At 74.0% G+C, this 16,892-nt stretch carries 15 protein-coding genes; 6 read left to right on the forward strand and 9 right to left on the reverse strand.

Translation table 11 applies throughout. The features are described 5' to 3' along the window. From G9H71_RS15605 to G9H71_RS15615, 3 genes are all read right to left on the reverse strand, one after another. Positions 1-1,885 (reverse strand): excinuclease ABC subunit UvrA (locus G9H71_RS15605; RefSeq protein WP_196792156.1); only part of this gene is annotated, 1,885 nt, incomplete at its 3' end. A gap of 107 nt (positions 1,886-1,992) precedes the next feature. Further along, a complete protein-coding gene (locus tag G9H71_RS15610; protein WP_166283465.1) occupies positions 1,993-2,403 on the reverse strand; it encodes a VOC family protein in 411 nt (136 codons plus the stop codon). 5 nt (positions 2,404-2,408) lie between these two features. Next, a complete protein-coding gene (locus G9H71_RS15615; protein WP_166283467.1) occupies positions 2,409-2,876 on the reverse strand; it encodes a helix-turn-helix transcriptional regulator in 468 nt (155 codons plus the stop codon). Positions 2,877-2,985: 109 nt separating this feature from the next. Between G9H71_RS15615 and G9H71_RS15620 the strand changes: the two genes are divergently transcribed. Then, positions 2,986-4,572, forward strand: a complete 1,587-nt coding sequence (locus G9H71_RS15620) for an APC family permease (protein WP_166283469.1) — start codon at positions 2,986-2,988, stop codon at positions 4,570-4,572. A 24-nt stretch (positions 4,573-4,596) separates the two neighbouring features. Here the strand turns inward: G9H71_RS15620 and G9H71_RS15625 are convergent, their stop codons facing one another. After that, complete coding sequence (locus G9H71_RS15625) at positions 4,597-5,457, reverse strand: DMT family protein (protein WP_166283471.1); 861 nt, start codon at positions 5,455-5,457, stop codon at positions 4,597-4,599. Positions 5,458-5,460: 3 nt separating this feature from the next. Then, positions 5,461-6,201, reverse strand: coding sequence for a CDP-alcohol phosphatidyltransferase family protein (locus G9H71_RS15630; RefSeq protein ID WP_231134909.1), 741 nt, complete (start codon positions 6,199-6,201; stop codon positions 5,461-5,463). Positions 6,202-6,394: 193 nt separating this feature from the next. On the opposite strand from G9H71_RS15630, the gene G9H71_RS15635 reads away from it, so the two are divergent. Further along, positions 6,395-8,749: a patatin-like protein gene (locus G9H71_RS15635; protein WP_166283473.1), complete on the forward strand. Its 2,355-nt coding sequence runs from the start codon at positions 6,395-6,397 to the stop codon at positions 8,747-8,749. 61 nt (positions 8,750-8,810) lie between these two features. Here G9H71_RS15635 and G9H71_RS15640 read toward each other — a convergent pair whose 3' ends face one another. The 3 genes from G9H71_RS15640 to G9H71_RS15650 form a co-directional block, all read right to left on the reverse strand. Beyond that, positions 8,811-9,572 carry an MBL fold metallo-hydrolase gene (locus tag G9H71_RS15640; protein ID WP_331273040.1) on the reverse strand — a complete coding sequence of 254 codons (762 nt, stop codon included), beginning with the start codon at positions 9,570-9,572 and terminating at the stop codon, positions 8,811-8,813. 88 nt (positions 9,573-9,660) lie between these two features. Beyond that, positions 9,661-10,161, reverse strand: a complete 501-nt coding sequence (locus G9H71_RS15645; RefSeq protein ID WP_166283475.1) for a RidA family protein — start codon at positions 10,159-10,161, stop codon at positions 9,661-9,663. Beyond that, positions 10,158-10,316: a DUF4177 domain-containing protein gene (locus G9H71_RS15650; protein ID WP_166283477.1), complete on the reverse strand. Its 159-nt coding sequence runs from the start codon at positions 10,314-10,316 to the stop codon at positions 10,158-10,160. Before G9H71_RS15650 ends, G9H71_RS15645 begins: the two co-directional genes overlap by 4 nt. A 70-nt stretch (positions 10,317-10,386) precedes the next feature. Between G9H71_RS15650 and G9H71_RS23920 the strand changes: the two genes are divergently transcribed. Both G9H71_RS23920 and G9H71_RS23925 read left to right on the forward strand, forming a co-directional pair. Then, positions 10,387-11,433 carry an ArsA-related P-loop ATPase gene (locus tag G9H71_RS23920; protein WP_231134910.1) on the forward strand — a complete coding sequence of 349 codons (1,047 nt, stop codon included), beginning with the start codon at positions 10,387-10,389 and terminating at the stop codon, positions 11,431-11,433. Continuing rightward, positions 11,430-12,713 carry an ArsA family ATPase gene (locus tag G9H71_RS23925; RefSeq protein WP_331273042.1) on the forward strand — a complete coding sequence of 428 codons (1,284 nt, stop codon included), beginning with the start codon at positions 11,430-11,432 and terminating at the stop codon, positions 12,711-12,713. The genes G9H71_RS23920 and G9H71_RS23925 overlap by 4 nt, the downstream gene beginning before the upstream one ends. Positions 12,714-12,722: 9 nt before the next feature. On the opposite strand, the gene G9H71_RS15660 is transcribed toward G9H71_RS23925, so the two are convergent. Next, a complete protein-coding gene (locus G9H71_RS15660) occupies positions 12,723-13,040 on the reverse strand; it encodes a WhiB family transcriptional regulator (RefSeq protein ID WP_166283481.1) in 318 nt (105 codons plus the stop codon). 596 nt (positions 13,041-13,636) lie between these two features. Here G9H71_RS15660 and G9H71_RS15665 point away from each other — a divergent pair. Both G9H71_RS15665 and G9H71_RS15670 read left to right on the forward strand, forming a co-directional pair. Further along, positions 13,637-15,814: a transglycosylase domain-containing protein gene (locus tag G9H71_RS15665; RefSeq protein WP_166283483.1), complete on the forward strand. Its 2,178-nt coding sequence runs from the start codon at positions 13,637-13,639 to the stop codon at positions 15,812-15,814. 61 nt (positions 15,815-15,875) lie between these two features. Then, positions 15,876-16,790, forward strand: coding sequence for a metallophosphoesterase (locus tag G9H71_RS15670; RefSeq protein ID WP_166283485.1), 915 nt, complete (start codon positions 15,876-15,878; stop codon positions 16,788-16,790). The last annotated feature ends 102 nt before the right edge of the window (positions 16,791-16,892 follow it).

Genomic DNA, 16,892 nt, shown 5'->3' on the forward strand with positions numbered 1-16,892 from the left:
TCGTGGCCACCCCGGCCATGATCCCGAGGTCGGTGTAGATCACGCCGGCGCCGTTGCAGGTGGGGCAGGCGCCCTCGGAGTTGGCGCTGAAGAGCGCCGGCTTCACGCCGTTGGCCTTGGCGAACGCCTTGCGGATCGGCTCGAGCAGCCCGGTGTAGGTCGCCGGGTTGCTGCGCCGCGAGCCACCGATGGCTCCCTGGTCGATGGTGACGACGCCCTCCCGCCCGGACACGGAGCCGTGGATGAGCGAGCTCTTGCCGGAACCGGCGACGCCCGTGACGACGCAGAGCACGCCGAGCGGGATGTCGACGTCGACGTCCTTGAGGTTGTGCGCGCTCGCGCCACGGACCTCGAGCGTGCCCGTAGGGGTGCGTACGCCCTCCTTCAGCGCCGCGCGGTCGTCCAGGTGGCGGCCGGTGAGGGTGCCGCTGGCCCGCAGCCCCTCGACCGTGCCCTGGTAGCAGACGGTGCCGCCGGCGGTGCCGGCCCCGGGGCCGAGGTCGACGACGTGGTCGGCGATGGCGATCGCCTCGGGCTTGTGCTCGACCACCAGCACCGTGTTGCCCTTGTCGCGCAGCTGCAGCAGCAGGCGGTTCATCCGCTCGATGTCGTGCGGGTGCAGCCCGATGGTCGGCTCGTCGAAGACGTAGGTCACGTCGGTGAGGGAGGAGCCGAGGTGGCGGATCATCTTGACCCGCTGGGCCTCACCGCCCGACAGGGTGCCCGACGGCCGGTCGAGCGAGAGGTAGCCGAGGCCGATCTCCACGAAGGAGTCGAGAGTGTGCCGCAGGCCCGCGAGCAGCGGCGCCACCGAGGGCTCCTGCAGGCCGCGTACCCAGTCGGCGAGGTCGTTGATCTGCATCGCGCAGGCGTCGGCGATGCTGACCCCGCCGATCTTCGAGGCGCGCGCGTGCTCGGCGAGCCGCGTCCCGCCGCAGTCCGGGCACGTCGTGAACGTGACGGCCCGCTCGACGAAGGCGCGGACGTGCGGCTGCATCGCCTCGACGTCCTTGGACAGGAACGACTTCTGGATCGAGGGGACCAGCCCTGAATAGGTCAGGTTGATGCCGTCGATCTTGATCTTCGTCGGCTCCCGGTAGAGCAGGTCGTGCAGTTCCTTCTTCGTGTACTTGCGGATCGGCTTGTCCGGGTCGAAGTAGCCGCAGCCGCGGAAGATGCGGCCGTACCAGCCCTCCATCGTGTAGCCGGGGATCGTGATCGCGCTCTCGTTGAGCGACTTGCTGTCGTCGTAGAGCGCGCTCAGGTCGATGTCGGTGACCGCGCCCTTGCCCTCGCAGCGCGGGCACATCCCGCCGAGCCGGTTGAACGTCGCCTTCTCGGTCTTGGACTTCCCGCCGCGGTCGACCGTGATCGCTCCGCTGGCCGTCACCGAGGGGACGTTGAAGGAGTACGCGTTGGGCGAGCCGACGTGCGGGTCGCCGAGCCGGCTGAAGAGGATGCGCAGCATGGCGTTGGCGTCGGTGACGGTGCCGACCGTGGACCGCGGGTTGGCGCCCAGCCGCTCCTGGTCGACGATGATCGCCGTCGTGAGCCCGTCGAGCAGGTCCACCTCCGGGCGCGCGAGCGTCGGCATGAAGCCCTGCACGAAGGCGCTGTAGGTCTCGTTGATCATCCGCTGGGACTCGGCGGCGATCGTGCTGAAGACCAGCGAGCTCTTGCCCGAGCCCGAGACCCCGGTGAAGACCGTGAGCCGACGCTTCGGGATCTCGACGTGGACGTCCTTGAGGTTGTTCTCGCGGGCCCCGTGCACGCGGATGAGGTCGTGGGTGTCCGCCACGTGCTGCCCGGGAGTGCCCGCCGCGTGCTGCGCCGTCCCGTCCGCCGCGCGCTGTGCCGGCGGCTGCGTGCGCGTCCTGCTGGCCATGCTGCTCCCGTCCTCGTCGATAGGCGCCGCGCCGACTCCGCCGGCTCTGCCGATCCAACCAGCAGCGGGCGCGGCGCCGTTCCCTCGTCACGACGTCGAACGAGGCCTCAACTCATCTCGTTGATCCGGATCAGGTTGCCGGCCGGGTCACGGAAGGCGCAGTCGCGGACGCCGTACGGCTGGTCGATGGGCTCCTGGACGACGTCGGCTCCGCGGGCCTGCAGCCGCTCGAAGACCGCGTCGAGGTCCTTGGCGGCGAGCGTGACGGCGGCATACGTGCCCTTCGCCATCATCTCGGAGATGACGCGGCGCTCCTCCTCGGTCACCCCCGGGTCCGCGACGGGCGGGGTCAGGACGATGGACGTGCCGGAGCCGCCGGGCGGGCCGACGGTGATCCAGCGCATGCCGTCGTAGCCGACGTCGTTGCGGACCTCGAAGCCGAGGACGTCGCGGTAGAACGCGAGCGAGGCGTCGGGGTCCGTGTGCGGGAGGAAGGTGTAGAAGACCGTGATGTCCATGGCCGTCACGCTAGGTGCGGCTGCGGAGCGGGCGCTTCTCGATTCCTGACCGGTCTGGTCACCTGCTTGGCGATGCAGGCCGGCATGCCCTCGGTCGTGCCCGCCCCCGCGGCGCGGTAGACGCTGGGCGGCACGCCGACCAGCTCGGTGAAGCGCGTGCTGAAGGTGCCGAGCGACGAGCAGCCCACCGCGAAGCACACCTCGGTGACGCTGAGGTCTCCCCGTCTCAGCAGCGCCATCGCCCGCTCGATGCGGCGCGTCATGAGGTAGGAGTACGGCGACTCGCCGTAGGCCAGCCGGAACTGCCGGCTCAGGTGCCCGGCCGACATGTGCACGCCGCGGGCGAGCGCCTCGACGTCCAGCGGCTGGGCGTAGTCCCGGTCGATGCGGTCCCGCACCCGGCGCAGCAGCACCAGGTCGTCCAGCCTGTCGCGACGCTGCGGTGTGGCGGGCCGGGTCGTCACCCTCGGCATCGTGCCACGCCGGGCGGGCCGGTCGGCAACACTCCGGTAGCGCCGGACCTCTAGGCTGCCCAACTCCAGCCCGACGGGCTCGTCGGTGGCGACGTATCGAGGGGAACGGATGAGCTCTCCCGCCCGTGGGGCCGAGACGACCGGCAGCGCCGACAGCGCTGCTCTGGCGGAGTTCGGCTACGCCGAGCGCCTCGACCGCAGCATCGGCCGCTTCTCCAGCTTCGCCGCCGGGATCAGCTACATCTCGATCCTGACCGGCACGTTCCAGCTGTTCTACTTCGGCTACGGCGGCGCCGGCCCGTCGTACGTCATCTCCTGGCCGATCGTCTTCGTCGGCCAGCTCATGGTGGCGCTCTGCTTCGCCGAGCTCGCCGCGCGCTACCCGGTGGCCGGGTCGGTCTACAACTGGGCCAAGAAGCTCGGCACCGCGACGACTGCGTGGCTGGCCGGCTGGACCATGCTCGTCGCCTCGATCGTGAGCATCGCGGCGGTCGCCCTGGCGTACCAGATCACGCTGCCGCAGCTCTGGAGCGGCTTCCAGATCTGGGGCGACGGCACGGGGACCTACGACTTCGCCGTCAACGCGGTGATCCTCGCCGGCGTGCTCATCCTGTTCACCACGGTCGTGAACGCGTACGGCGTCAAGCTCATGACGCGGATCAACAGCGCCGGCGTCGTCATCGAGCTCGTCGCCGCCGTGCTGATCATCGTCCTGCTCGCGGCGGCGGCCAAGCGCGGCCCGGACGTGGTGACCCAGACCAATGGCGCCGGCGAGGGCCAGTCGCTCGGCTTCCTCGGCGCGTTCCTCGTCGCCTCGATCGCGTCGGGCTACGTGATGTACGGCTTCGACACCGCCAGCTCGCTCGGCGAGGAGACCGTCGACCCGCGGCGCACGGCCCCGAGCGCGATCCTGCGTGCGATCACCGCGTCATTCGTGCTCGGCGGCCTCATCCTGCTGCTCGCCGTGATGGCCGTGCGCGACACCAGGGACCCGGCGCTCGCGTCGAGCACCGGCGGCCTGCAGTACGTGATCCTGCAGGCGCTGCCCGGGGGCGTCGGCAAGGCGTTCCTCGTCTGCATCGTCATCGCGATCACGGTCTGCGCGCTCGCGGTGCACACCGCCGCCATGCGGCTGATGTTCGCCATGGCCCGGGACAACAACCTCCCGGCCAGCCCGAAGCTCGCCGCCGTGCACCCGACGCACAAGACCCCCGTCACCGCCGCGGTCGTCATCGGCCTGCTCGCCATCGCGATCCTCGTCGTCAACATCCGCCAGCCGCAGATCTTCACCGTCGTCACGAGCATCGCCATCGTGATGATCTACCTCGCCTACCTGCTCGTGACCGTGCCGATGCTCGTGCGGCGGCTGCGCGGGCAGTGGCCCGGCACTGCCGAGGCCGACGGCCGGCGCTACTTCTCGCTGGGCCGCTGGGGCCTGCCGGTCAACATCGCCGCCGTGCTGTGGGGTGGGGCGATGGCGCTCAACATCGCGTGGCCCCGGCAGTCGGTCTACAACGCGACCGAGCCGCACCACTGGTATCTGCAGTGGGGCGCGTTCGTCTTCGTCGGGGCGATCATGCTCGGCGGGCTCGCGTACTACCTGGGCCGGCAGCGCTCCCGCACCGGTGTGCTGCCCGAGCACGCGGTGACGCTCGCGCCGGGGCTGCCGCTCGCCCTCGAGGGCGAGCAGGGCTGAGCAAGCGCTCAGCGCGGGACTGGGTCAGCGCGGGGCCGGCGCCTCCCGCGGCGCCGACGCGGCGAGCGCCTGCGGGTCGAAGCGCGCGAGCAGCACCGCGCCGGTGGCCGCCAGCGCGAGCCCGAGCACGGAGACGGGGGCCCAGCCGGCGCGTACGGAGTCCCCGAGCAGGAGCACCCCGACGAGGGCCGGGCCGGCCGTCTGGCAGAGCACCATCGACGCGGTCGCCGTGATGGCCGAGCCGCGCTGCAGCGCCGCCGAGTAGAGCAGGAACGCCACGGTCCCGCCCGCCAGCAGCGCGTAGGCCGCCGGGTCGCGGAGCACGTCCGGCGGGGCGTAGGTCGGCAGCACCCGCCCGGAGATCGCGACCACGGCGAAGCCCGTCCCGGACACCAGCCCCAGCAGCATCGCGCCGCGGGTGCCGGCCACGCGCCCGGCCAGCGCGCCGGCCACCACGATCGCCGCCGTCACCGCGAGCAGCCAGGCGCGCTCGCCCGTGCTCGTCGTCACCTCGCCCTCCTCGCCCCCGGCCAGCGCGAGCAGCGCCAGCCCGGCGCACACGGCGCCCACGGCGAGGTACTCCGGGCGGTTGAGCGGCGCCTTCAGCACGCGGGCGCTCAGCAGGGCCGTGACGGCCACGCTCGAGCCGATGACCGCCTGGGCGAGGAAGAGCGGCAGCAGCCTCAGCGCGGTGAAGTGCAGGGCGAAGCCGCCGAGGTTGAGCGCCAGCGCGGCGAGGAACGCGGGGTGGCGCAGCATGCGGAGCAGCAGCCTCGGGTCGACCGCCTCCGTGACCTGCTCGCGGCGCGCGGCGACCGCCTGCAGCAGCGCGGCCACCCCGAAGGCGACGGCCGCCCCGAGCGCCGTCAGGAAGCCGAGCAGCACCGGCTACGCCCCGCCGACCGGCGCGGGCTCGCGCTCCGGCTCCGGCGAGCGTCGGGCCCCCGCCCGTCGCCGGCCCCTGGCCGTCAGCCACAGGCTCAGGGCGACGTAGTAGACGAGGTAGGCGAGCGACACCGCGACCACCGCGTCGTTCGGGTCCGGCATCTGGACGAGCAGCACGGCGTACGTGACGAGCCAGACGGTGCTGAGGGCCAGCGACAGCGGGCGGAGCGTGACGGTGCGCGAGGGGTAGAGGTAGCCGATCGGCACGAACACGAGGGCCGAGCAGACCAGCAGGATCACCGTGACCGCGGTCGGGCCGAGCCCCAGGACGACCGTGTAGAACGCCACGACGTTCCAGTAGCTCGGGAAGCCGAGGAAGAGGTGGTCGTCGGTCTTCGCGTCCACTCGGCAGAACTGGTAGGTGGACGCGAGCAGCGGCACCGCGGCCAGCACGGTGCCGGCGCTCCCGTCCGGCAGGTAGCCCCCGCTCCACAGCAGCAGCATCGGGGCGAACGCGTAGGTCAGGTAGTCGACGATGTCGTCGAGACGGGCGCCGTCGAACTGCGGCACCCGCTCCTTCACGCGCACGCGGCGCGCCAGCATGCCGTCGGTGCCGTCGATGATCAGGGCGAGCAGGCCCAGCCAGAGCGCCCGGACCGCGTCCCCGTCGAACGCGGCCAGGACGATGAGCAGCGCGATCGCGGCTCCGCTCGCGGTGTAGGCATGCACGGCCCAGGCGCCCACCCGCGGCCACACCGTGGTGTCAGTGCTGATCTCGCCCCGCCTCACACGTCCCGGACGACCCCTGCTGGTGGCCGGCCCTTCACCGTCGGTTTGCCCCGAACGCTAGCCGGTTATGGCCCGGTCCACCGGCGATGACGCTCGTGCGGCCCCGAGGGGGCGACGTGGAGGCCCGCGCGGCGCTACGTTCCGCAGCATGGATCAGCCGACGGAGGTCCGCGTCGCCCTGGTGATGAACGGCGGGGTGTCGCTGGCCGTGTGGATGGGCGGAGTCGCCCACGAGATCGACCTGCTGCGCCGCGCGTCCCAGGGGATCCTGCCGCCGCCCGCCGGCTCCCCGGACCTCCCGGTCTACGACGGCTGGCGCGAGCTGTGCCGCCGGCTGAACGTCACGGTGACCGTCGACGTCGTCGCCGGCACCAGCGCGGGCGGGCTCAACGGCGCGCTGCTCGCCACCGCGATCGGGCGCGGCGCCCCCCTCCCCGGCCTCCGCGAGGTCTGGAGCGACGTCGCCCAGCTCGGCCGCGGCGCCCTGCTGCGCGCGAACGAGACGGCTCCAGTCCCCAGCTTGCTCGACGGGGACTACTTCTCCGAGCAGGTGCGCGGCGTCTTCGACCGCGTCGGCGGCGGGCGCACGGACCCCGCCACCGCCGCGCCGGTCACGCTGTTCGTGACCGCCACCGCGCTCGGCGGGCCCGACCCGTGCGTCGTCGACTCCAGCGACGACCCCTTCCCGGTCGCCGACCACCGCCGGCTCTACCGCTTCTCCCACGACGGCCCGCGGCGCTCGTACGCCCCCGCCGGCCCCGGCGACCTGCCCGCCGACCCGGTCGAGCTCTTCCCGCGCAGCCCGCAGGAGGCCGGGTTCGATGACACGCCGGCGCTCAGCCGGGCCGCCCGCGCGTCGGCCGGCTTCCCCGTCGCCTTCGCGCCGGTCCGCGAGCAGGACGACACGGTCGACCTGCTGGCCTACCGTGTCCGCCCGCAGGGCTCGGACAGCGCGACGTGGCTCATCGACGGTGGCGTCCTCGACAACGCGCCGTTCGACCCCGTCCTCGACGAGATCGCCCGCCGGCCCGTCGACCGCCCGTGGAAGCGGGTGCTCGCCTACGTCATGCCGTCCGGCTCCGAGCCCGGCACGCCCGCTCAGCAGCTGCCGCCGAGGCCGGCCTGGCTCAAGGTGCTGCTCACCGCGCGCGGGCTGCCGGGCGAGGCCGACCTGCGCAACGACATCGAGCGGCTCCGCACGCTCTCGCGCGAGGCCGAGCGCTGGGCCCGCCAGCCCCAGCTGCTCTTCGCCGGGCTGCGCGACGGGCGCGAGGAGCGCGCGGACCACCTCACCGCCGCCCGCCAGCTGCTCCGGGCGTACCGGCAGTCCCGGGTGGACGGCGGCGTCGTCGACGCGCTGTGGGTGTGGGCGGGGGCGAGCGCGGCCGCGCCGGTCACCCTAGGGCAGATCGCCCCGCAACCGCCGGACGCGGCGGTCGGGTGGGTGCCCGGGCCCGGCGAGGACGCGCTCGAGCGGTCCGCGACGGCATGGGAGTGGGGCACCGCCGTGGCCGACCGCGTGCTCCGGCTGCTGCTGCGCGACGTCGGGGCGGCCACCCGTGACGTCGAGCCGGCCGCCCGCGAGCGGTGCCTGCAGCGGCTCAGCGACGTCCTCGAGTGCGTCGCCGCGCTGCGCGAGCAGGTCAACGCCGGCATCGCCACCGCGCCCGACCGCTCGGGGCCGCCCGCGGCGCTCACTGCGATCAACGCCGCCGTGGCCGCCGTCGACGCGCCGCGCGTGCTGTGCGCCCTCGTCGGCGCGGGCGCCCGGGCGTACAGCTCGGCGGTGCACGGCACCGAGGACGTGGCGCACGACGTCGTCGTGGACGCGCTGGTCGTGGAGGTCCTCACCCGGGCCTTCGCCGGCCACCAGGCCTTCGAGCGGCCGGTCGGCTTCGACTTCCTGCGGCTCGGCCCCGACGTGCGCAGCCCGCTGGTCCCAGGGGACGACAACACCGTCGACGCCGACCCGGGCCCGCGCAAGCTGTGGGGCACGCAGCTGCTGCACTTCGGGGCCTTCGGCCGGGCGCAGTGGCGGCAGCAGGACTGGCTCTGGGGACGGCTCGACGGCGCCGCGCACCTGGCCCGGCTGCTCGACCACGCGAGCGACGCGGCTGAGCGGCCCACGGTCGCCGACGCCACGGCGCAGCTGCAGCAGGCGGTGCTCGCCGCGGAGTCGTCGTCGGTGGCGCAGGTGACCGCGGACCTGCGTGTGCTGCTGCAGGAGGAGCCCGGCGGCCAGCTCGCCCGCTGGCGCGCTGACGAGGCGGGCCGCGACACGCTCTCGGACAGCGCCGACACCGCGCTGCAGCTGCTGCGATCGCGGGAGGCCGGGGTGCCCGCCGTCGTCCCCCGCCTCGGCGACCTCGCGTCCACCGTGCTGGCCGACCGGCTGCCGCCCGACCTGGCCCGCTCGCCGCTGCGACGCGTGGCCCACTGGATGGCCGGGCCGCTCGTACGCCGCCGGTTCCGGCGGTGGGTGCGGGGCGAGGGCGGCCGGTAGCGCGCCGAGGCGTCCTGACCCCGTTCGGTGGAAGCGGCCGCTCTTCGCCAGCTCGCGGCGGCTACGCCTCCCGCAGGTAGTCCAGTGCCCCGTGGGTCGAGTGCAGCGCCGCGCGCCGCAGGCCGGGCTCGAGCCCGGGATAGACGCGTTCGACCACGTCCTCGGCCGTGGTCGCCCCGGCCGCGAGGGCGGCGCGTACCTGCTCCACGCGCTCGCGCCGGTGGGCCGACAGCTGGGCGGCGGCGTCCGCGATCGACGCCAGCACGGGGCCGTGGCCGGGCAGCGCGGCGATGGGGCCGAGCGTGTGCAGGCGGTCGAGCGAGCGCAGGTACGCCGCCAGCCGCCCCTCGACCACGGTCGGCCCCCGCCCGAGGACCGTGTCGCCGGTGAGCACCGCCGGCGTGGCCGGGTGCTCGACGAGCACGCAGACCGAGTCGTCGGTGTGGCCCGGCGTCGCGAGCACGCGGGTCGGGAGCACATCCGGGGAGAGCCCAGGGACGGGCAGCGGCTCGCCCTCGCTGAGCGGAGCACTTCCCGCGCAGAGCTCCGGCGCGTACGCGGTCACGGGGCAGCCGGTCAGCTCGCGCAGGCGCGCCGCCCCGCCCGTGTGGTCGGCGTGGTGGTGGGTGAGGACGGCGAGCAGGACCGGCCCCGACGCGGCCAGCCGGCGCAGATGGCCCTCGTCGTCCGGGCCGGGGTCGACGACGACGGTCCCGCCGCCGGTGCGCAGCAGCCACGTGTTGGTGCCGTCGAGCGTCATCGGCCCCGGGTTGGGGGCGCGCACCAGCGTCACCCACGGCGGGGGCGGCGCGCCCCCCGTCACCGCGGGCCGACCATCGCCGTCGGAGGGGCGCCCGGCGTCAGCCACGCAGCACCGTCAGACACGCGGCACCGTCAGCCACGCGGTCCCCTCAGCCCGCGAGCGCGGGCGAGACCTCGACGACCAGCTCGACCTCGACCGGCACGTCGCGCGGCAGGACCGCGACGCCGACGGCGCTGCGGGCGTGCCGCCCGGCGGCGCCGAAGACCTCGCCGAGCAGCTCGCTCGCCCCGTCGACGACCCCGGGCTGGCCGGTGAAGCCCGGCGCCGAGGCGACGAAGCCCACGACCTTCACGACGCGTACGACGTGGTCGAGCCCGCCCACCTCGGCGGCCACGGCGGCGAGCGCGTTGAGCGCGCAGACCCGGGCCAGCTGCTTGGCCTGCTCCGGGGACACCTCGGCGCCGACCTTGCCGGTGGCGGCGACCTGTCCGTCGACGAGCGGGATCTGCCCCGCCGTGAACACGAGCGTGCCGGTGCGGACCGCCGGGACGTAGGCGCCCGCCGGTGCCGGGACCGTCGGGAGCGTGAGGCCGAGCGCGGTCAGCCGCTCGCCGGGACGGGCGAAGGGCTCGCCCGCCGGAGCCGTCACGCCTTCTCCCGCTTGAGGTACGCCACCAGCTGGTCACCGCCGCCCGGGCCGGGCACGACCTGGACGAGCTCCCAGCCGTCCTCGCCCCAGTTGTCGAGGATCTGCTTGGTCGCGTGCACGAGCAAGGGCACCGTCGCGTACTCCCACTTGGCCATGGGTCGCACCCTAGTGGGACCTGTGGACGCTCGGAACGGGCCTCCACCCGCCCGGCTACGCTCGCCGACCATGCCGCCTGCTGCCGCCGCCTCGAGCCGCCGCTCCCGCGCGGCGCACGCCGAGCCGCACTGGCCGGGCGTGCGGCTGCACGTCGTCACCGGCAAGGGCGGCACGGGCAAGACGACGGTGGCCGCGGCGCTGGCGGTCGCGATCGCCACCGGCGGACGCCGCGTGCTGCTCTGCGAGGTCGAGGGCAGGCAGGGCATCGCGCGCCTGTTCGACGTCCCGCCGCTGCCCTACGAGGAGCGGACGGTCGCGGTCGCGCCCGACGGGGGCGAGGTCTTCGCGCTCCCGGTCGACGCGGAGCAGGCCCTGCTCGAATATCTCGAGCTGTTCTACAAGCTCGGCCGCGCGGGCAAGGCGCTGCGCAAGCTGGGCGCCGTCGACTTCGCCACCACCGTCGCCCCCGGCCTGCGCGACGTGCTGCTGACCGGCAAGGCCTACGAGGCCGTGCGCCGGCGCCGCAAGGACGGCGCGGGCGGCGAGCGCGCGGTCTACGACGCGGTGGTGCTGGACGCTCCGCCGACCGGGCGCATCACCAGGTTCCTGGGGGTCCACGCGGAGGTCGCCGGGCTGGCGAAGGTCGGGCCGATCCGCGGCCAGGCCGACTCGATCATGGACCTGCTGCGCTCGCCGCAGACGGCGGTCCACCTCGTCACCCTGCTCGAGGAGATGCCGGTGCAGGAGACGTGCGACGCGGTGGAGGAGCTGACCGCGGCCGGGCTGCCGGTCGGCGGCATCGTGGTCAACATGACACGGCCCCCCCTGCTGCCCGGCCCGACTCTCGAGGCGGCGGCACGCGGCGCGCTCGACCGGGAGGACGTCGTCGCGGGGCTCGTCGCCAGCGGCGCCCGGGCCGAGCCGCACGTGGTCGACGCGCTGCTCGCCGAGGGGCGGGCGCACGCCGAGCGCGTCGCGCTCGAGCAGGCCGAGCGCGCGACGCTCGAGACGATCGGCCACCGCACCTACGAGTTGCCGGTGCTGGCCGACGGGGTCGATCTCGGTGGGCTCTACGCGCTGGCGGCCGCCCTGCGCGAGCAGGGGGCCTGCTCGTGACCGGGCCGTTCACCGTTCGAGATGGCGGTGCCGACGACGCGGGCACGGGTGTCGACGGCACGCCCGCGCCCGACAGCGCGCCCTTCGACGCGGTCCCGGACCCGCCCCCGGCCGCGCCAGACGACGCGCCCGCGCTGCTCGACCTCGACACCGCCCTCGCCGAGCCGGCGACGCGCATCCTGGTCTGCTGCGGGTCCGGTGGCGTCGGCAAGACCACCACCGCGGCCGCGCTCGCGCTGCGCGCTGCGGAGCAGGGGCGCCGCGTCGTCGTGCTGACGATCGACCCGGCCCGCCGTCTCGCGCAGTCGCTCGGGCTGCGCGAGCTGGACAACACGCCACGCCGGGTCGACGGCGTGCGCCCCGCGGGCGGCCGGGACGGAGGCGCGCTCGACGCCATGATGCTGGACATGAAGCGGACCTTCGACGAGGTCGTGCTGGCCCACGCCTCGCGCGAGCGGGCCGAGCAGATCTTCGCGAACCCGTTCTACCAATCGCTGTCGTCGAGCTTCGCCGGGACGCAGGAGTACATGGCGATGGAGAAGCTCGGCCAGCTGGTCGGCACCGGGCGCTGGGACCTCGTCGTCGTGGACACCCCGCCCAGCCGGTCCGCCCTGGACTTCCTCGACGCGCCGGGCCGCCTGGGCTCGTTCCTCGACGGGCGCTTCCTGCGGGTGCTGACGGCCCCGGCCAAGGCGGGCGGCAAGGTCTACCTCAAGGCGTTCAACGCCGGGCTCAGCATGGTGACCGGCGCGGTGACCAAGGTGCTGGGCGCCTCGCTGCTGCGCGACGTGCAGGGGTTCGTGTCGGCGATGGACACGATGTTCGGCGGGTTCCGCGAGCGGGCCGAGGCGACGTACCGGCTGCTCGCCGCGCCGGGGACGGCCTTCGTCGTCGTGGCGGCGCCAGAACGGGACGCGTTGCGGGAGGCGTCGTACTTCGTCGACCGGCTCGAGCGCGACCGCATGCCGCTGGCCGGGCTTGTGCTCAACCGCGTGCACCCCGACCCGGCCCCCGAGCTGTCGGCCGAGCGCAGCCTCGCGGCGGCGGAGGTGCTGCAGGAAAGCGGCGCGCACCCGGTGACCGCCGCGCTGCTGCGGCTGCACGCGGACCGGGTGCGCCTGTCCGAGCGCGAGCGCCGGCTCGCCGCGCGCTTCACCGCGGCCCACCCGGACGTCCCCGTCGCCCGTGTGCCCGCCCAGCCGGTCGACGTGCACGACCTCGATGGGCTGCGCACGATCGGCGCGGCGTTGGCGGCAGCGAGTGGGGCGGCGCCGGGCTGAGCCGCGCGGTCAGGCGGAGCGGCGCGCGGCGGGGACGGCGTCGATGCCCCCGCGCTCGAACTCCTGGCGCGCCGTGGACAGCAGCGACTTCCAGGACGTGACGTTGGGCCGGCGGCGCAGCAGCGCCCGGCGCTCGCGCTCGGTCATGCCGCCCCAGACACCGAACTCGGTCCGGTTGTCGAGCGCGTCCGCGAGGCACTCGGTGCGCACGGGGCACCCGCTGCACACGGCCTTGGCCCGGTTCTGCGCGGCGCCCTGCACGAACAGGGCGTCCGGGTCCGCGGTGCGACAAGCGCCACGCGAAGCCCAGTCCTCGTTCCAGGTCATGGCGGTCCTCCCCGTCGAGCGGTTTTCACCAGTGACGGTAGGTTCGAGGCGCGCGCCGCCGACAGCCCCGTACGGGGCAGATCTCGATAGCCCGATATGACTAGCCCGTTCGAGCTAGCAGAGGGTGACCACCCGTCTACATCTGTCGCGCGAATGCACTAGTGGCCCGCCCGAGGCGCCCTCTATTGTCCCCACTTCTGGCCCCCTTCGCAGGCGCTTGGGCCTTTCGGGCCACCCCAAGTGAGGATCCGGCCCCGGGCCCGACGGCGTAGTCATCGCGAAGGCCGACATCGGCCCGCAACACGGACGTCACGTGGCCGCCGCCTTCCTCCCGCCGCGGCGCCCTGCGCGCCCCGCACCGGTCCGCACCCGGTCGGGCCCGGTCCCTCTCACCGTTGATCCCCGTGGATCAACCGGGCCGCTCCCGGCGTTGTCCCCGGCGTGCCGTCCCCAGCGCCCCGCCAGCAACCGCCCCGCACGCCGTCCGCGCTCAGCCCCGGAGGCTCGCGGCGCCCGCTTGGCCGCGGTCCGGATCGCCGCAGATGTCGGGCTTCGCGGGCCCTGTCGCCGGCCGCCCCGACACGTACCCTGGGCCGATGACCCCGCTGCTGCGCAGCGCCGTCGCGACCCGGCGCGTCCTCGTGTTCGTCGTCCTCAGCGCCGTCGCCGGCCTGCTCGTCGGGGGGCTGGTGCTCCCGGTCGCGGGGACCATCGGCCTCGTCGCGCGCGCGAGCTCGGAGCAGTTCGAGGACCTGCCCAGCGAGTTCAAGACCCCGCCGCTGCCGCAGACGACGCGGATGTACACCGCCGACGGCAAGCTCATCGCCCGGTTCTACGACCAGGACCGCAAGCTCGTCGCGCTGGAGAACGTGAGCCAGCGGATGAAGCAGGCCCAGCTCGCGATCGAGGACGCCCGGTTCTACGAGCACGGCGGCGCCGACGTCCGCGGCCTCGCGCGCGCGGCGCTGAACAACGCCAGCGGCGGCGGCACCCAGGGCGCCTCGACGCTGACGCAGCAGTACGTCAAGCTCGCGCTCGTCTACAAGGCGCGCCAGGAGGGCGACGAGCAGGCCGAGCGCGAGGCGGTCGAGGAGACCGTCGGCCGCAAGCTGCGCGAGCTGCGCTACGCGGTCGCGCTCGAGGAGCAGCTCACCAAGGACGAGATCTTCGAGCGCTACCTCAACATCGCGTACTACGGCAACGGCGCCTACGGCATCGAGACCGCCGCCAACCGCTACTTCAGCAAGCCCGCCAGCAAGCTCACGCTCCCCGAGGCGGCCCTGCTCGCCGGCCTGGTCCAGCGTCCCAACGCCACCAGCCCGGACAAGGAGGAGAACCGCCCGGCGGCGATCGAGCGGCGCAACGTCGTGCTCAACCGCATGGCCGAGCTGGGCATGATCACCGCGGCCCAGGCGGAGAAGGCCAAGGCCACCAAGCTGGTGCTCAACGAGAGCAAGCCGCGGCCGGACTGCGAGGCGGCCTACAGCAAGAACTACCAGTTCTTCTGCGACTACGCGAAGAACGTCTTCCTCAGCGACAGGCGCTTCGGCTCGACCTATGAGATCCGCAAGGAGCGCCTCTACACCGGCGGCCTCACGATCCGCACCACGCTCGACAGCCGGATGCAGAAGGCCGCGCAGGACGCGGTCGACAAGTGGGTCGACGCCGAGGACCCGACGGCGGGCGTCGTCGCGATGGTCGAGCCGGGCACCGGCGACGTCAAGGCGATCGCCATCAGCAAGCGCTACGGCACCGGCAAGGGCAAGACCAAGGTCAACCTCGCGATCGGGGCGCCGCTCGGCGCATCGAAGGGGACGCTGGCCGGGTCGACGTTCAAGATCTTCGTGACGGCCGCGGCGCTGGAGAAGGGCTACGGCTTCTACCACAGCATCTACTCCCCCGCGCAGCTGCGCTCCGTCAGGTCGATGACCACGTGCGACGGCTCGACGTACGACCCGGGCTGGCAGCCGCGCAACGAGTCCGCGTCCGAGAACGGCAGCTACACGCTGCAGCGCGCCCTCGAGGACTCGGTCAACACCTACTTCGTCCAGCTCGAGGAGGAGATCGGGCTCTGCGAGCCGGTCACCCTCGCCGAGAAGATGGGCGTGCTGCGCGCGGACACCGGCAAGAAGCTGCAGCAGGTGCAGTCGTTCACCCTCGGCACCAACAACGTCGCCCCGCTGAACATGGCGGCGGCGTACGCCACCTTTGCCGCGCGCGGCAAGTACTGCCCCGCGTGGCCGGTCACCAAGATCGAGGACCCGAACGGCAAGAAGTACGCCCGGCCCGAGTGCAAGCAGGTGCTCGACCAGGAGGTCGCCGACGCGGTGAACCGCCTCGCCGAGGGCGTGGTCGACTCCGGCACCGGCACCGCGGCGAACATCTCCGGCCGCGACGTCGCCGGCAAGACCGGCACCACCAACGGCAAGCAGCAGGCGTGGTTCATGGGCTACACGCCGGAGATCGCCGCGGCCTCCGTCGTGTGGAACCCCTCCCCGCCGCGCGGCGGTTACAGCCTGACCGGCAAGACCATCGGCGGGCGCTACTACTACGACGTCTTCGGCGGCTCGCTCCCGGCGCCCATGTGGCAGGACGCGGTGAGCGGGGCGCTGGACGCGGTCGACGCGCCGTCCGGCGACTTCGTCGCGCCGCAGGGCAAGTTCTACAGCGGCGGCTCCTACAGCTCGAGCTACCGGCACCGCTCGAGCGGCAGCTGGAGCTCGCGCAGCGGCAGCGGCTCGGGCTCCGGGTCGGGCTTCGGCGACGACGACTGACGGGGCGCCCCGACGCGAGGCGGCCGTGCCCCGCGCGCACGGGCTCTGGGATCATCGGGGCATGCAGCCGCTGGCACCGTCCCTGGCCCGTGTCGCGCTCGCGGCCGCCGGCATAGCGGCGGCCGGGGCCGCCTACAGCGCGGGCTATGAGGTGCGTTCCTTCCGGCTGCGCCGGGTCGAGGTCCCGGTGCTGCCGGCGGGGCAGCGCCCGCTCCGCGTGCTGCACCTGTCCGACCTGCACGTGCTGCCTCGCCAGCGCCGCAAGGTCGAGTGGGTACGCCGGCTGGCCGCCCTCGAGCCCGACCTGGTGGTGGACACCGGGGACAACCTGGCGGGCCTGGACGCGGTGCCGGCGGCGCTCGACGCCCTCGGCCCGCTGCTGGAGAAGCCCGGTGTCTTCGTCTTCGGGTCCAACGACTACACCGCCCCCTCGTTCCGCAACCCGGCCGTCTACCTGCGCCGGGGCGGCAGCTCGGGCCCGGACGACAAGCCCCGGCGCGGGATCGAGCTGCCCTGGCAGGACCTGCGCGACGCGCTGTCCGACGCCGGCTGGGTCGACCTCAACAACGCCCGCGCGCAGCTGACCGTCGACGGCCGGGACCTCGAGCTGGTCGGCGTCGACGACCCGCACATCGGCCGGGACCGCTACGCCGCCGTCGGGGGCCCCGCGGACCCCGCCGCCGACCTGCTGCTCGGGGTCGCGCACGCGCCGTACCGCCGGGTCCTGGACGCGATGTCGGCCGACGGGGCCCGGCTCGTGCTCGCCGGCCACACCCACGGCGGGCAGCTGCGCGTGCCCCTCTCCCCGGCCTCGCTGGTCACCAACTGCGACCTGCCGCGCTGGCAGGCCCGCGGGCTCTCCCGCTGGGGCGGCTCGTGGCTGCACGTCTCGGCCGGGCTGGGGACCTCGCCCTACGTCCCGCTGCGCTTCGCCTGCCCGCCGGAGGCGACGCTGCTGACCCTCGTCGCAGCCTGACCCTCGGCGCGTCCGACCAGCACCCCAGCGGGTCGCGACGGGTCTCGCAGTGGCGGCCTCGGGCTCGCGGACGAGAACGCGCCCGGCGTCCGCTATCCTTTT

It is taken from the genome of Motilibacter deserti, from assembly GCF_011250635.1.
GTDB classification, from domain to species: domain Bacteria; phylum Actinomycetota; class Actinomycetes; order Motilibacterales; family Motilibacteraceae; genus Motilibacter_A; species Motilibacter_A deserti.

Coding starts and splice junctions, on each gene's coding strand:
- G9H71_RS15635 (WP_166283473.1), top strand. CDS start 6,395: ATGGATCAGCCGACGGAGGTCCGCGTCGCCCTGGTGATGAACGGCGGG.
- G9H71_RS15660 (WP_166283481.1), bottom strand. CDS start 13,040: ATGACCTGGAACGAGGACTGGGCTTCGCGTGGCGCTTGTCGCACCGCG.
- G9H71_RS15650 (WP_166283477.1), bottom strand. CDS start 10,316: ATGGCCAAGTGGGAGTACGCGACGGTGCCCTTGCTCGTGCACGCGACC.
- G9H71_RS15620 (WP_166283469.1), top strand. CDS start 2,986: ATGAGCTCTCCCGCCCGTGGGGCCGAGACGACCGGCAGCGCCGACAGC.
- G9H71_RS15665 (WP_166283483.1), top strand. CDS start 13,637: ATGACCCCGCTGCTGCGCAGCGCCGTCGCGACCCGGCGCGTCCTCGTG.
- G9H71_RS15610 (WP_166283465.1), bottom strand. CDS start 2,403: ATGGACATCACGGTCTTCTACACCTTCCTCCCGCACACGGACCCCGAC.
- G9H71_RS23920 (WP_231134910.1), top strand. CDS start 10,387: ATGCCGCCTGCTGCCGCCGCCTCGAGCCGCCGCTCCCGCGCGGCGCAC.
- G9H71_RS15615 (WP_166283467.1), bottom strand. CDS start 2,876: ATGCCGAGGGTGACGACCCGGCCCGCCACACCGCAGCGTCGCGACAGG.
- G9H71_RS15670 (WP_166283485.1), top strand. CDS start 15,876: ATGCAGCCGCTGGCACCGTCCCTGGCCCGTGTCGCGCTCGCGGCCGCC.